The organism is Mesorhizobium sp. M7A.F.Ca.US.006.04.2.1 (assembly GCF_004022915.1).
GTDB lineage: Bacteria > Pseudomonadota > Alphaproteobacteria > Rhizobiales > Rhizobiaceae > Mesorhizobium > Mesorhizobium ciceri.
Genome location: NZ_RZQA01000046.1, coordinates 1 through 14783, shown reverse-complemented (window position 1 = coordinate 14783; position 14783 = coordinate 1). Strand labels below are relative to the sequence as shown.

Below are 14783 nucleotides of genomic sequence, written 5' to 3'. Positions count from 1 at the left end.
GCGCGCGGCGGCGCGGGCGCCTCCTCGGGCGTCGAGCGCCTGAGCACCGCGCGGATGCGGGCAATGAGCTCACGCGGGTTGAACGGCTTGCCGAGATAGTCGTCGGCGCCGAGTTCCAGGCCGATGATGCGGTCGACATCTTCCTTCAGCGCGGTCAGCAGGATGATCGGGGTGTGCGGCTTGCGGTCGCGCAAACCGCGGCAGATATCGAGCCCCGAGCCGTCCGGCAGCATCACGTCGAGCACGATCAGGTCGAATTGGCCGGAGCCAAGCCGTTGCTCGCATTCGCGCCGGTCCGCCGCCGCCGTGACGCGAAAGCCCTGGCTGTCGAGGTAACGCTGGAGAAGCGTCCTGATCTCGCGGTCGTCGTCGACGACGAGGATATGGGGTTGTGACTGCATGACCGTGCCGTTGCCGATGAATATTGGGACCCGTGATTGCAGGGGCTTGCCGCGATTATAGGAGAGCCGCGCCCGAGCGGCGTGGAAAATTGCAACCGAACGTTTCCGGCGGGCCATGGGAAACATTCGGAAACAAATTGCCCTTTTGCGGAAACCTTCGGCAACACGCCGACGCGAAGCGGACAAAGACGCTTCCTATCCTCTGAACCGTCCGAAGCATGAGAGAAAGGAACATCTTTATGCCAAGCAGACTTCTTGCGCTCGGCCTGTTTTCCGTCGCCGCAATTCACCCCGCGCTGGCGGCGCAGCCCGACCCCGGCGCCGGACCCGGTGAGCCGTCCCCTGTCATGGCCATGCAGGATGGGGCAGGCCACGGCCGGAATGGACCCGGCCCGCATGGACCGATGCGACCTGGTTCGCAGGGTTTCGGCCCGCAAGGCTTTGGCCCCCGCCGCATGGGTCCGCCGCCGGAATTCATGCTGGCCGCCCGGCTCGCCGCGCTGGAGACCCGCGTCGGCATCCGCACCGAACAACTCGACGCCTGGCGCGACTACACCAGCGCGCTGCAGGCGGTGCTTTCGCAGCCTCGGCCTGACCGCGGGCGGCCCGTTGGTGCTGAAGCGAAGGACCCCGACGCAGCAGGCCCGGGCGGCAAGCCCGATCCCTTCGCATTCCAGGAAAAGCTGGCCGACGACGTTACCGCCCGCGCGGTTTCGGCCGGCAGACTGAAGGAGGCGATCGCTGAACTGCGCGCCAAGCTGACGCCCGAACAACTCGAACTCCTCGCTTCGGCGGAACGTGCCCATGGATCACCCCCCGGTCCCTGGGGCGGTCCGCCGAACGATGCAGCCGGCCCCAGAGGCCTGCCCAACGATGGCAGGCAGCTCCCGCCCCAGCCCGGGAACGACGAGCAACTCTGACCGACTGCACCGGCCGGCCCGGTACCCAACCCGTTCTCGGGTCGGCCGGTTCTCCGGGGATGGCGGGCGTATCTCCGCCATCCTCGTTTCGATCACGCCCAGTTCGAATCGCGCCAATTCGGAACCATGCCCAATTCGAACCCTGCAATGGAAGCACGACAATGTGGGAAGCCATGATCATGCTGCGGCTGCTCGCGTCCGCCAGCCCGAGGCTCTCGTTCGGTCCTGTCGGGCGAGGCATGCCGCTGGCCCCGTCGGTCGACACGCTGAAGGGCGCGATCCGCCTGAGTTTCGCCGCCTGGCGGTTGTCGCTCCCGCTGTCGCAGCCGCTCGACAACCATGGGCATCATGACCGCAAGATCGCGTGAATTCCGGCAAGGCGCTTGGCATGTCCTCGCTGATCGGCATAATGATGTTGGTGGGCATCGCGGCCGGCTACTCGACCTTCGAGCAGCTCCGGCCGCCGAGAAGGAGCGCGACATGAGCCGCTTCGAAGCATTGCTCGTCGCCGCCCGCAGACCGGCGCGGCCCACCATCAAGATATCGGCCGGCATGCCTCGACCAAGCGGTCGATTGCCCGCGCCCGCAACTCCAGCGAAAGATCATTCAGTCCATGTCTATCCAGCCTAGCCCGTCTTTGCAGCCGGCACGCCGTCTGGCGCCCTGGACCGCGATGTTCGCATCCGCCTTTCTGCTGGCGGCCTGCTCGCAGGAGAGCAGCGCCCCCGCAGGCATGGGCGCGCCCGGCAAACCGGAAGTCGGCGTCGTCACCCTGCATCCGCAATCGGTGGCGATCACCGCCGAACTGTCGGGACGCACGGCGGCCTCGCTGGTTGCCGAAGTGCGCCCGCAGGTGAACGGCATTATCCAGCAGCGCCTGTTCAAGGAGGGCAGCGAGGTGGCGGCTGGACAGCCGCTCTACCTCATCGATCCGGCGAGCTACAAGGCGTCCTACGACAGCGCGGTCGCCGCACAGCAGAAGGCGGAAGCGGCGGTGCCTACGGCGCAGGCCAAGTTCGACCGTTATGCCGGCCTGTTGAAGCAGAACGTTGTTTCCAAACAGGATTATGACGATGCCGCCGCCACGCTGGCGCAGGCGCAAGCCGATGTCGCCTCGGCCAAGGCCAGTGCCGAGACGGCGCGCATCAGCCTCGACCGGACCTCCATCACGGCACCGATCGCCGGGCGCATCGACAAGTCCACGCTGACGCCGGGCGCGCTGGTGACCGCGAACCAGGACACGGTGCTGACCACCATCCGTGCCCTCGATCCGATCAATGTCGACGTCACGCAGTCGAGCACCAACCTGCTCAATCTGCGCCAGGCGATCTCGGAAGGGCGGCTGAAGTTCAGCGGGCCCAATGTCAGCGTGAAGCTGAAGCTCGAGAACGGCACCATCTACACGCAGACCGGCAAGCTGGAATTCGCCGGCGCCAATGTCGACCAGACCACCGGCACCTTTGCGCTCAGGGCCGAGTTCCCCAATCCCGACCGCCTGCTTCTGCCCGGCATGTATGTGCGGGCACTGGTCGAGGAGGGCGTTGCCCAGAACAGTTTCCTGGTGCCGCAGCGTGCCGTCAGCCGCAACACCAAGGGCGAGGCCACCGCCATGGTCATCAATGCGCAGGGCAAGGTCGAGACGCGCGTGCTCGCCGTGCGCAACAGCGTCGGCAACAACTGGCTGGTGGATTCGGGTGTCGGCGACGGCGACCGCGTCATCGTCGAGGGCATGCAACTGGTGCGCCCCGGCGGCGATGCGACGGGTGTCGAAGTGACGATCGACGAGACGACCGGCGAGGTCAAGGACCGCGGGCAGAGCACGTCCGCCGCACCGGCCGCGTCCAATGCGGCGAAACCGGCGCCTGCCGCCGCGACCGGGAACTGAGCGATGTCACTATTCTTCATCAACCGGCCGATCTTCGCCTGGGTGATCGCCATCGTGATCATGCTGGGCGGCCTCCTGGCGCTCACCTCGCTGCCGATCTCGCAATATCCGCAGATTGCGCCGACGACAGTCAACATCAGCGCCACCTATCCGGGCGCCGACGCGCAGACGGTCGAGAACTCGGTGACCAAGGTCATCGAGCAAGGCATGACCGGTATCGACAATCTCGACTACATGACGGCGACGTCGACCTCGACCGGTTCGGCCTCGATCACGCTGACCTTCACCACAGCGGCCGATCCCGATACCGCCCAGGTGCAGACGCAAAACAAGCTGCAGCTGGTGCAGTCGCAGCTGCCGCAGGTGGTGCAGAGCAACGGCATCACCGTCTCCAAATCCTCGACCGGCTTCCTGATGGTCATCGGCTTCGTCTCGACCGACGCCAAGATGAACTCGACCGATCTCGCCGACTATGTCGACGCCACCGTCAACGACACGCTGAAGCGCGTCGAAGGCGTCGGCTCGACGCAGCTGTTCGGCTCCGGCTATGCCATGCGCATCTGGCTCGATCCGGACCAGCTCGCCAAATACGCCTTGATGCCGAGCGACATTGCCTCGGCGATCGAGGCGCAGAACACGCAGGTTTCGGCCGGCCAGCTTGGCGGCCTGCCGGCGCGCAAGGGCCAGCAGCTCAATGCCACGGTGACGGCCAAGAGCCGGCTGCAGACCGCCGAACAGTTCCGCAACATCATCCTGAAGAGCCAGACCGATGGCTCTCTGGTCCGCCTCAACGATGTCGCCACCGTCGAGCTCGGCGCCGAAAGCTATACGACGCAGGCCAATTACAATGGCAAGCCGGCGGCCGGCGTCGCCGTCAATTTGGCGACCGGCGCCAACGCCATCAACACCGCCGAAGCGGTGCGTTCGACGATCGCCCGGCTGAGCTCGACCTTCCCGCAAGGGGTCGAGGTCGTCTATCCCTACGACACCTCGCCTTTCGTGCGGCTGTCGATCGAGGAAGTGGTCAAGACGCTGGCCGAAGCGATCGTGCTGGTGTTCCTGGTGATGTTCATCTTCCTGCAGAATTTGCGCGCCACCATCATCCCGACGATCGCCGTGCCGGTGGTGCTGCTCGGCACGTTCGGCGTGCTGTCGCTGTTCGGCTATTCCGTCAACACACTGACCATGTTCGCCATGGTGCTGGCCATCGGCCTCTTGGTCGACGACGCCATCGTCGTCGTCGAGAATGTCGAACGCGTGATGCAGGAGGAAGGCCTGTCGCCGAAGGAGGCGACGCGCAAGTCGATGCACGAAATCACCGGCGCGCTGATCGGCATCGCCACGGTGCTTTCGGCCGTGTTCGTGCCGATGGCTTTCTTCGGCGGCTCGACCGGCATCATCTACCGGCAATTCTCGGTGACCATCGTCTCGGCGATGGTGCTGTCCGTGCTGGTCGCCCTTGTGCTGACGCCCGCACTTTGCGCCACCATCCTGCGGCCGCCCAAGGACCACGCGACGCAGACCGGCCCGTTCGGCTGGTTCAACCGTGTCTTCGACCGCGGCACGCTTGCCTACCGCGACGGCTCGCACGGCATCATCAACCGATCCTGGCGCTTCCTCGTCATGTTCCTGGCCATCGTCGTTGCCGTGGGCTGGATGTTTGCCCGGCTGCCGAGCTCGTTCCTGCCGGAAGAGGACCAGGGCATCCTGATCACCAGCGTGCAGCTGCCGGTCGGCGCGACGCAGGATCGCACGGAGCGCGTGCTGGCAGAAGTGACCGACCATTATCTCAACCAGGAGAAGGACGTCGTCGACGGGGTGTTCACCGCCTCCGGCTTCGGCTTCGGCGGCGCAGGGCAGAATGTCGGCATCGCTTTCGTGCGGCTGAAGGATTTCGACCTGCGCAAATCGCCGGCTTCCGCCGCGCAGGCCATCGCCGGCCGGGCGATGGGCGCGTTTTCGAAGATCAGGGACGCGCAGGTCTTCGCGCTCGCGCCTCCCGCCATCCAGGGCTTCGGCAATACCAACGGCTTCGACTTCTACCTGCAGGACGTCAACGGCGCCGGCCATGACGCGCTGATCCAGACGCGCAACCAGCTTCTGGCCCTGGCCGGGCAGAGCAAGGTGCTCGCCAACACAAGGCCCAACGGCCAGGAAGACCAGCCGCAATTCTCGGTCGACATCGACCAGGAGAAGGCCAGCGCGCTGGGCGTCAGCCTGGCCGACATCAACAACACGCTTTCGACCGCCTGGGGCAGCGATTACGTCAACGACTTCATCGATCGCGGGCGGGTGAAACCGGTCTATCTGCAGTCGGACCCGAACTTCCGCATGCAGCCGGAAGATTTGGACAAATGGCAGGTCCGCAACGCCAGCGGCGCCATGGTGCCGTTCTCGGCCTTTGCCTCCAGCCACTGGACATTCGGCTCGCCCAGGCTGGAGCGCTACAATGGTTCGGCGGCGGTCGAGATCCAGGGCGCGGCGGCCACGGGCGTCAGCTCGGGTGCCGCCATGGACGAGATCGACAAGCTCGTCGCGCAACTGCCCGCCGGCTATTCGCACGAGTGGACCGGGCTGTCGCACCAGGAGAAGCTTTCCGGCAACCAGGCGCTGTCGCTCTACGCGATTTCGGCGCTGGTCGTGTTCCTGTGCCTGGCCGCACTCTACGAGAGCTGGTCGATCCCGTTCGCGGTCATGCTGTCGGTGCCGATCGGCATCTTCGGCGCGCTGCTGGCGGCCAGCCTGTTCGGCCAGTCCAACGACGTTTATTTCAAGGTCGGCCTTTTGACCACGATCGGTCTCGCCGCCAAGAACGCCATCCTCATCGTCGAGTTCGCCATCGAGCGGCAAGCCGCCGGGATGGGGCTGGTCGAGGCGACGCTGGAGGCGGCGCGACAACGGCTGCGGCCGATCCTGATGACGTCGCTGGCCTTCATCCTCGGTGTGCTGCCGCTGGCGATCGCCAGCGGTGCGGGCTCGGGCGCGCAGAACTCGGTCGGCATCGGCGTGATGGGCGGCATGATCGCGGCGACGGTGATCGGCGTCTTCCTGGTGCCGCTATTGTTCGTCACGGTGCGGCGCATCTTCAAGGGCAGGGCGGCCAAACCAGATACGGGCGAGACGCCGGTGACGGCCACCCAGCAATAAGGAAAACTTCACATGACAGGTTTGGAACGTGGCTCGGTGGCCGCGAGGCGGCTTCTTGCGCCCATGCTCACCGCTGTCCTGCTCGCGGGATGCGTCGTCGGTCCGGATTATCAGACACCGATAATGGCAATGCCGGCGAATTGGAGCGGCCAGAAGCCGACAAAGCCTGCCCAGCCGGCACGACTGTCAAAATGGTGGCAGCGGCTACGCGATCCCGAGCTGAACACGCTTGTCGAGGAAGCGGTTGCCGGCAATCTCGATGTCGCCACCGCCAAGGCAAAAATCCGCGAGGCGCGCGCCAGCTATCGCCAGAGTGCCGGCACATTGCTGCCTTCGGCCGACGGCTCCGGCTCGGCCTCCCGCAACAAGTCGGCCGAGACCACATCAGGCTCTGACGCCACCTACAGCGAGTACCAGGCCGGCTTCGATGCAAGCTGGGAGCTCGACCTGTTCGGCGCCAACCGGAGGGGCGTAGAGGCCGCGCGCTACGGGCTGAACGCCTCGCAGGAGGAACTGCGCTCGACGCTTCTCACCCTGGTCGGCGATGTCGCTTCCTATTATACCCAGGCGCGCGGCTACCAGGCCCGCATCGCGCTCGCCCGTCGTTCGGCCGCGTCGCAAAGGCAGACCGCCGAACTTACCCGCACCATGGCGCAGGCGGGCACGGCGACCGCCGCCGATGTCGCCAAGGCGATGGGGCAGGCAGCGAGCACCGAAGCCGCCGTTCCGACGCTGGAGGCAAGTTATACGCAGGCCGTGCATCGTCTCGCGGTGTTGGCCGGCCGGCCGCCTGCCTCGCTCAACGAGCGGCTGAAGCGGGTCGCGCCCATTCCTGCACCGCGCCTGCCGATGCCCACCGGAATTCCCGCCGACCTCCTGCTATCGCGGCCCGATTTGCGCATGGCGGAGCGCCAATATGCGCAATATACCGCCAAGATCGGCCAGGCCGAAGCCGCCCGCTATCCATCGGTCAGCCTGACGGGAGACATCAGCACGGCGGCGCTGAAGCTTGGCGATCTCGGCAAGAATTCGTCGATCGGCTGGTCGTTCGGGCCGACGCTGAGTGTGCCGCTGTTCAATGCCGGCCAATTGCAGGCGGCCGTCGAGGTCGCCAAGGCGCAACGCGATCAGTATTTCATCGCTTACCGGTCTTCGGTGCTGACGGCGCTCGAGGATGTCGAGAACGCGCTGGTGCTGTTGTCGCAGGAGCGCATCCGGATCGGCAAGCTCGCCTCGTCCGCGAAGTCCTATGGCGAGGCGGCAAGTCTCGAAGGCACGCTCTACAAGGCCGGCGAGACAAGCCTCCTCGACGTGCTCGACGCCCAGCGCTCGCTCTATTCGGCCGAGGACTCGCTGCTGCAAAGCCGCGTCCTGCTGGCGACCAACTACATCGCCCTCAACAAGGCGCTCGGCGGCGGCTGGGATGGCGCGGTCGACAGCGCCAAGCCGGAGATCGTCGACGTCAAGGCCGGTCCACGGCTGGCGTCGAAGCCGGCCTCCTGAGGCGCTCTCAGGCAGCGGCGTCAATTCGGCAGACACGCCGCCATCGCCGATGCGGGGCGTGAAAATGCGGACTCCATGTTTGGCGATGGCGGGGTGATCGCATCGCTGTTATTGATGGTGCCCACACAGCATAGGCGCCGCAGATGACATCCGATACACAGAAGGCCGAAGCGGTCGGGCAGCTGCTCGAAACGCCGGACCTTGCCAGCGCGCTCGAAAGCGAACAGTTCAAGAAGTTCCTCGACCAGGTGCCGATCGCCATTGCCGTCTCGGACCTGGGTTCGAAGGAGCGTGTCGTCTATGCCAATCCGGAATTCGAGAAACTGTCCGGCCTCAAGGCGGCGATGCTCGCTCGCCAACACTGGGCGGCGCTTTCCGGCACCGGCCTGCACAAGCAGAAGGACCGGCCGCTGTTCGAGGCCGTGGTCGAGGACACTGATTTCATCGGCACGTTCCGGCTGGAGCGGAAGGAAGGCCAACCGACTATCGTCGACGTCTATTCCAACGTCATCGAGGACGACAATGGCAAGGCCTGCTTCCGGCTGGTGGCGCTGGTCGACGTTTCGGCCCATGGCGAAACCGAAGATGCGCGATCGATCGACGAGCGCATCCGTGAGAAGGACACGCTGCTGCGCGAACTCCAGCACCGGGTGAAGAACAATCTGCAGATGATCACCGCGCTGATCCGGATGGAGACGCGCAACGCGGCCGAACCGGACCAGAAGCGTTTCGAGAGGCTGGCGGGGCGCGTCGATGCGCTGGCGATCCTCTACCAGACGCTGTCGGGGGACGATGGCAAGGATGAGGTCGATCTTGGTGTCTATCTCAGCCAGATCGCGTCGGCGGTCATGAACTCGCATGCGGTCGAGGGCATCCGCCTCGACATGAAGGTCGACACCTATCCGGTGTCGATCAATGTCGCCATGCCGACCGGGCTGGTGGTGAACGAACTTTTGACCAATGCGCTCAAACATGCCTTCCAGGGGCGCGACGGCGGTACGATCACGCTGCACAGCATCGTTGACGGCGATGGCTGCCGCATCGTGGTCGCCGATGACGGCATTGGCCTGCCGGACGGCGAGAGCTGGCCCAAGCGCGGCAAACTCGGCGCGCTGATCGCCCGCTCGCTGACCGAGAATGCCAAGGCGGAGTTCGACGTGACGTCGAGCGCCGGCGAGGGCACGCGGGTGACCATCCTGTTCAAGCGCTCGGCTGCCACCGCAGCTTAGCGCGCGCGGGAGCCAAGCGGCATAGGTGGCCGTCTCCGCTTGGCTGATCTTCGACCTACTCATGACGGCCTTGCCTTCCCCGCTATCTCCCCTCGCGTCAATGCCCCTACTCCAGCGGCAGGGTAGGGTGAAACCCAGGTGCATCGATGCCAGTCGCAAGCCGCGCTTTGCCGTGCTTGACAGGCTTAATTAATTTATTAACATTAGAAAATAATAGGGAGGAAGAATGGGCGCGCACCACGGAGCGATCCTGCGAATCCTGCGCGACGACGGTCCGCAGTCGCGCGCCGAACTGGCGCGGCGCACCTCGCTGTCGCCCACCGCCCTGACCCATCTGACGGCCCATCTCCTGCGGGAAGGCACCGTGGTCGAGCTCAACCAGGCCACTGCCGGCGATGCACCCGTCGGCCGGCCGGCGATCGGCGTCGCGCTGGTGCCCGACGCCCTGTCCGTGGTTGGCGTGCACATTGGCGCGGGAACGATCGACGCGACCATCACCGACCTCAGGGCCGCCTCGAAAGCCATGGCCTCGCAGCATTTCGACACCGCCACCAGCGAACCCGCCGCGGTGATCGGCATGGTGGTGCGGATCGTCGAGCAATTGATCAAGAAGACCGGCGTCGACCGTTCGCGCCTGATCGGCCTGGGGCTCGGCGTGCCGGGACCGGTGGACACCAAGCGCCGCCGCAACCTGCAGTCGGTCAATTACGACTGGAAGGACGTGCCGTTCGCCGACGAACTCGAAACGGCGCTGCGTATGCCGGTGGTGGTCGAGCACAATGTCAGCGCGATGGCGCTGGCGGAATCGCGCTACGGCATCGGGCGCGACACGACCGCGCTGCTCTACATCTATCTGCGCACCGGCCTCGGCGCCGGCCTGGTGATCAACGGCATGCCGTTCCGTCCCGGCGGCTACGGGGCCGTCGAGCTCGGCCATGTCCAGGTGGTCGAGGATGGCGAGCGTTGCGCCTGCGGCAATGCGGGCTGCCTGGAGACATTCCTGTCCGAACGCGCGCTGGCCCGCGCCGCCCATATCGACACGCCTCATCCCAGGCGCCTGCTGGCCGCGGTGGAGAAATACCCCGACGTCTGGAACGCGGCGCTCCGGCATCTGACGACGGCCATAGCGACGGCGACCAATTTGCTCAATCCCGATCTGATCGTCTTTGGCGGTCACCTGGCCGAAGCCCCGGAAAGCTTCATCGATCATATAAGGCGGGGCGTTCCGCCACGCGTCCTGCCGCCGATGCGCGACGTGCTGCGGGTCGAGCGGTCGAGCCTTGGCCCAGGTGCCGGCGCCATCGGTGCTGCTGCGGCGGCGCTCGACCATTTTTTCTATTCGGGGGTGTCGCGATGAGCGAAGCGTCGAAGACGACACGCTCCGGCGGCGGCTCGAACGAGGATCGGGGTATCGACTATCGCGGTCTCGCGCTCAATCTCTGCGGTCTCGTCGCCGGCATCGCCATCTGGTGGGTGCTGACGGCGGGCGGCGCGGTGGGCCTGCCGCCACCGCCACAGGTTGCGTCCAGGTTTATCGATCTGATCGCAAACGGGCAGCTCGCCACCGACATCACGTCGAGCCTGGCTCGGGTGATGACCGGCTTTCTCCTCGGCGTCATCCTGGCGATCCCGGTCGGCTTCGTCATGGGCTGGTACAAGGTCGCGCGCTCGCTTATCGAGCCGTATCTGCAGTTCTTCCGCATGATCCCACCGCTGGCCATCATTCCGCTGGCGATCGTAACGATGGGCATCGACGAGACGCTAAAGGTCTTCGTCATCTTCCTGGCCTCCTTCCTGGCCAGCGTCGTCGCCACCTATCAGGGCGTCATCAGCGTCGACAAGACGATGATCAACGCCGCGCGCGTGCTCGGCGCCAAGGACATGACCATCTTCCTGCGCGTCATCATTCCCGCATCGACGCCGTTCATCCTGGTCGGCGTGCGCATCGGCCTCGGCTCGGCCTGGGCGACGCTGGTGGCCGCCGAACTGATCGCCGCGCAGACCGGCCTCGGTTTCCGCATGCAGCAGGCGCAACTCTACTACGACCTGCCGACCATCTTCGTCAGCCTGATCACCATCGGCCTTCTCGGCCTTGCCATGGATCGCATCCTTTTGGTGATCGAGCGCCGGCTGACCGTCTGGCAGGAGCGCGTGTGATGCCGCCCAAGATCGTCTTCGACAAGGTCACGCGCCGGTTCGACCTCAAGGACAATGCCTTCGTCGCGCTTGACCGGCTGTCGCTCGACATCGCCGACGGCGAATTCGTCACCGTCGTCGGTCCGTCCGGCTGCGGTAAGTCGACCGCGCTCAACATCGCGGCCGGCCTGCTGAAGCCGAGCGAGGGCACCGTGCTGGTCGATGGCAAGGCGGTCGAGGGGCCGGGTCCGGAGCGCGGCATGATCTTCCAGCAATACGCGCTGTTTCCCTGGCTCACCGTACGCCAGAACGTCGAGTTCGGGCTGCGCATCAAGGGCGAGGAAGCTTCGCGCCGCCGGCAGATCGCCGAGCGTTTCATCGATCTCGTCGGCCTTGGCGACTTCGCCGACGCGCTGCCGAAGACGCTTTCGGGCGGCATGAAGCAGCGTTGCGCGATCGCCCGGGCCTATGCGGTCGATCCCTCGATCCTTTTGATGGACGAGCCCTTCGGGGCGCTCGACGCACTGACCCGCGTGCAGCTCCAGGACCAGTTGCTCGACACCTGGAGCCGGGAGCGGCGCACCGTGATGTTCATCACCCACGATGTCGACGAGGCGGTCTACCTCGCCAACCGCGTCATCGTCATGGCGGCGCGGCCCGGCAGGCTGCAGGAGATCATCGAAGTCGGCCTGCCTTACCCAAGAACCGAGGAAATCCGGCTTTCGGCGGAGTTCATGAGCATCCGCAACCGCGTCTGGCAAGCCGTTTACCACCAGTAACAGTGACAGGAGGAGAGTATGGTGACACTGACAAGACGTAACCTCATCGCATCATCGGCGGCACTTGCCGCGTTCGCTGCCTCTGGCATCCCTGCCGGAGCGGCGGGAACGGCGGCACGCATCGGCTACAACGGCGACTTCTGGGGCGCCAGCGTGGCCGGCGTCGCGGCCGACCAGGGCTTCTATGCCAAGCACGGCGTCGATGCCGATATCAAGGTCTTCACCAACGGCCCCATCCAGGTCCAGGCGCTTGGCGCCAACAGCCTGGAATTCGGCTATCTCGGACCGGGCGCGCTGTGGCTGCCGGCGAGCGGCAAGGCCAAGATCATCGCCGTCAACGATGTCGGTTTCTCGGACCGGGTGATCGCCCAAGCCGGCATCACGTCCATCGCCGGCCTCAAGGGCAAGAAGGTCGCGATCGCGGCCGGCACCTCGGGCGACATGCTGTTGCGGCTGGCGCTGCGCAAGGCCGGTATGGCGATGACCGACCTCGACATCGTGCAGATGGACCCGAGCACCATCGTGGCGGCCTTCGCCTCCAAGCAGGTCGACGCGGCCGGCATCTGGTATCCGTTCGTCGGCATCATCCAGAAGAGCGTTCCCGATCTGATGGAGCTGGCCAAGAACGACGACTTCTATCCGCAGACCACATTTCCGAGCGTCTTCATTGCCCGCAACGATTTGGTCGAGGGCAATCCCGATCTCGTCCGCAACGTGGTGCGCGCCATCAAGGACGCGCAGGATTTTCGTGCCGCCAACCAGGACAAGGCGATCGAGATCACCTCCAAGCTGCTCGGCATTCCGGCCGACCAGTTGAAGACGGAGGCCGGCTATGGCCGCTTCATGACCTCGGCCGAACTGATCAAGCTGACCAAGGACGGCACCGTGAACGGCTGGTTCTCGACGATGAACGACCTGTTCAAGACCTTCGGCAAGCTCGAGACCTCGCTCGATCCCAAGGACTATTATCTGGGCGATCAATACATTTCGGCCTGACGGCCATCTTGAAATCGCCCCTTGCAAACCGCAAGCCCCGGCAGCGAACCGGGGCCTGTTTCCTGACAATCACAGCAGCGACGAGCCATCCATGAACGTTCTCTACATCGACATCGACAGCCTCAGGCGCGACCACCTCGGCTGCTACGGCTATCATCGCAACACCTCTCCCGTCATCGACAGCCTTGCCGGCGAGGGCATCCGCTTCGAGAACGTCTATGTGTCCGATGTGCCTTGCCATCCGTCGCGCACGGCGCTGTGGAGCGGCCGCCACGGAATGCGGACCGGCGTGGTCGGCCATGGCGGCACCGCCTGCGAGCCGTTCCGCGAAGGCGCCGAGCGAGCCTGGGCCGGCACCTTCTACGAGGAAGGCTGGATGCGGGCGCTGCGCGATCTTGGCTACCACACCACGACCATCAGCAGTTTTGGCGAACGGCATGGCTGCTGGCATTGGTATGCCGGCTTTAACGAGATCATCAATCCCGGCAAGGCCGGCATGGAGAACGCCGACGAGGTTTCGGGCCTGGCGATCGACTGGCTGAAGCGCAATGGCTCGGCAAAAAAGTGGTTCCTGCATGTCAATGTCTGGGACCCGCATACACCCTATCGCGCGCCGGACGCTTTCGGCGACCCCTTCGCCGACCAACCGCTTCCCGACTGGATGACCAGGGCGGTATTCGAGAAGAGCCATGCTGGCTACGGCCCGCACAGCCCGCAGGAACCCTCGGGCTTCGACGTCGAGCCGGGCGGATCGAAATACCGGCGCATGCCGTCGCCGATCAGCGACATGGACACCGTCAAGGCCTGGTTCGACGGCTACGACACCGGCGTGCTCTATGCCGATTATCATGTCGGTCTCATCGTCGAGGAGTTGAAGCGGCAAGGCCTGTTCGACGACACGATCATCGTCATCGGCGCCGATCATGGCGAAAACCTCGGCGAGCTCAACGTCTGGGGTGATCATCAGACGGCCGACGAATTCACCTGCAACGTGCCGCTGGTCATCCGCTGGCCCGGCGCCGAGGACATGCGCGGCGTCAATGGCGGCCTTCACTATCATTTCGACTGGGCCGCCACGCTGATCGACCGGCTCGGCGGCAACGTTCCGGCGCTTTGGGACGGGCGCTCCTTTGCACCGGCGCTTGCCGCGAAGGAGGAAGGTGGCCGCGATTTCCTGGTGCTGAGCCAGGGTGCGTGGGCGGTACAGCGCGGCGTGCGGTTCCGGCTCGGCGGGGCCGACTGGCTGATGCTGCGCACCTATCATGACGGCTACAAGGATTTCGGCCCGGTCAGCCTGTTCAATCTGAGTGAGGATCCGCATGAGCAGCATGATCTCTCAGGCTCCCGAAGCGATGTGGTCGATCATGCCAGCCGGCTGCTCGAGGACTGGCGCAGCGCCATGGCCATCCGCAGCGACAGCGATGTCGACCCGCTGGTGACGGTGATCCGGGAAGGCGGGCCGTTCCATTGCCTTGGCGAGTTGCCGGCCTATCTCGAAAGACTGCGCCGGACCGGCCGCACCGATGCGGCAGCGGCCCTCGAGCAGCGCCACCCGGCACCGCCGCCACGGCGCAAATCCCTGAACTGACCGGCCGGCGGCACTTGGCCGTGCCCTAGCAGCCAGTTGCCGCTGCCTCACGACAGGCCGGCCGGTTCGCCCTATCTCCATGCCGCCGGTCGGGTTTGGACCCGGCGATATGGAGGATGGGATCACGTGACACCGACGCCGATTGCCCGTCGCGAAGCGGCGCCCTTGCCTGTCGCAGCACTGATGGGCGGCATGGTTT

The 14783-nt window shown here is 65.3% G+C and carries 12 protein-coding genes; 11 read left to right on the top strand and 1 reads right to left on the bottom strand.

Annotation, left to right across the window (positions count from 1 at the left end):
• On the bottom strand, positions 1-401 hold a 401-nt coding region (locus EN925_RS04560; RefSeq protein ID WP_128336369.1), incomplete at its 3' end, for a response regulator.
• Positions 402-640: 239 nt separating this feature from the next.
• Here EN925_RS04560 and EN925_RS04555 point away from each other — a divergent pair.
• The 11 genes from EN925_RS04555 (at position 641) to EN925_RS04505 (ending at position 14584) form a co-directional block, all read left to right on the top strand.
• On the top strand, positions 641-1321 hold the full coding sequence (locus EN925_RS04555) for a hypothetical protein (RefSeq protein ID WP_127369801.1): 681 nt from the start codon (positions 641-643) through the stop codon (positions 1319-1321).
• A 173-nt stretch (positions 1322-1494) separates the two neighbouring features.
• The gene (locus EN925_RS04550) at positions 1495-1689 is read left to right on the top strand and encodes a hypothetical protein (protein WP_245487208.1); all 195 of its coding nucleotides are present in this window, start codon (positions 1495-1497) and stop codon (positions 1687-1689) included.
• Positions 1690-1994: 305 nt separating this feature from the next.
• Positions 1995-3206: an efflux RND transporter periplasmic adaptor subunit gene (locus tag EN925_RS04545; protein WP_050580405.1), complete on the top strand. Its 1212-nt coding sequence runs from the start codon at positions 1995-1997 to the stop codon at positions 3204-3206.
• Positions 3207-3209: 3 nt separating this feature from the next.
• Positions 3210-6353, top strand: a complete 3144-nt coding sequence (locus tag EN925_RS04540; RefSeq protein WP_127385207.1) for an efflux RND transporter permease subunit — start codon at positions 3210-3212, stop codon at positions 6351-6353.
• Between the two features lie 12 nt (positions 6354-6365).
• Positions 6366-7856 carry an efflux transporter outer membrane subunit gene (locus EN925_RS04535; protein WP_127369601.1) on the top strand — a complete coding sequence of 497 codons (1491 nt, stop codon included), beginning with the start codon at positions 6366-6368 and terminating at the stop codon, positions 7854-7856.
• Between the two features lie 143 nt (positions 7857-7999).
• Complete coding sequence (locus EN925_RS04530; protein ID WP_127366291.1) at positions 8000-9085, top strand: histidine kinase dimerization/phosphoacceptor domain -containing protein; 1086 nt, start codon at positions 8000-8002, stop codon at positions 9083-9085.
• Positions 9086-9311: 226 nt separating this feature from the next.
• Complete coding sequence (locus tag EN925_RS04525; protein WP_024501675.1) at positions 9312-10442, top strand: ROK family transcriptional regulator; 1131 nt, start codon at positions 9312-9314, stop codon at positions 10440-10442.
• A complete protein-coding gene (locus EN925_RS04520) occupies positions 10439-11242 on the top strand; it encodes an ABC transporter permease (RefSeq protein ID WP_128336368.1) in 804 nt (267 codons plus the stop codon). Before EN925_RS04525 ends, EN925_RS04520 begins: the two co-directional genes overlap by 4 nt.
• Positions 11242-12000: an ABC transporter ATP-binding protein gene (locus tag EN925_RS04515; RefSeq protein WP_127370138.1), complete on the top strand. Its 759-nt coding sequence runs from the start codon at positions 11242-11244 to the stop codon at positions 11998-12000. The genes EN925_RS04520 and EN925_RS04515 overlap by 1 nt, the downstream gene beginning before the upstream one ends.
• Before the next feature lie 18 nt (positions 12001-12018).
• Positions 12019-12996 carry an aliphatic sulfonate ABC transporter substrate-binding protein gene (locus EN925_RS04510; RefSeq protein ID WP_127385815.1) on the top strand — a complete coding sequence of 326 codons (978 nt, stop codon included), beginning with the start codon at positions 12019-12021 and terminating at the stop codon, positions 12994-12996.
• 91 nt (positions 12997-13087) lie between these two features.
• Positions 13088-14584 carry a sulfatase gene (locus EN925_RS04505; RefSeq protein ID WP_127385814.1) on the top strand — a complete coding sequence of 499 codons (1497 nt, stop codon included), beginning with the start codon at positions 13088-13090 and terminating at the stop codon, positions 14582-14584.
• Positions 14585-14783 lie beyond the last annotated feature (199 nt).

Coding starts and splice junctions, on each gene's coding strand:
- EN925_RS04555 (WP_127369801.1), top strand. CDS start 641: ATGCCAAGCAGACTTCTTGCGCTCGGCCTGTTTTCCGTCGCCGCAATT.
- EN925_RS04550 (WP_245487208.1), top strand. CDS start 1,495: ATGATCATGCTGCGGCTGCTCGCGTCCGCCAGCCCGAGGCTCTCGTTC.
- EN925_RS04545 (WP_050580405.1), top strand. CDS start 1,995: ATGTTCGCATCCGCCTTTCTGCTGGCGGCCTGCTCGCAGGAGAGCAGC.
- EN925_RS04540 (WP_127385207.1), top strand. CDS start 3,210: ATGTCACTATTCTTCATCAACCGGCCGATCTTCGCCTGGGTGATCGCC.
- EN925_RS04535 (WP_127369601.1), top strand. CDS start 6,366: ATGACAGGTTTGGAACGTGGCTCGGTGGCCGCGAGGCGGCTTCTTGCG.
- EN925_RS04530 (WP_127366291.1), top strand. CDS start 8,000: ATGACATCCGATACACAGAAGGCCGAAGCGGTCGGGCAGCTGCTCGAA.
- EN925_RS04525 (WP_024501675.1), top strand. CDS start 9,312: ATGGGCGCGCACCACGGAGCGATCCTGCGAATCCTGCGCGACGACGGT.
- EN925_RS04520 (WP_128336368.1), top strand. CDS start 10,439: ATGAGCGAAGCGTCGAAGACGACACGCTCCGGCGGCGGCTCGAACGAG.
- EN925_RS04515 (WP_127370138.1), top strand. CDS start 11,242: ATGCCGCCCAAGATCGTCTTCGACAAGGTCACGCGCCGGTTCGACCTC.
- EN925_RS04510 (WP_127385815.1), top strand. CDS start 12,019: ATGGTGACACTGACAAGACGTAACCTCATCGCATCATCGGCGGCACTT.
- EN925_RS04505 (WP_127385814.1), top strand. CDS start 13,088: ATGAACGTTCTCTACATCGACATCGACAGCCTCAGGCGCGACCACCTC.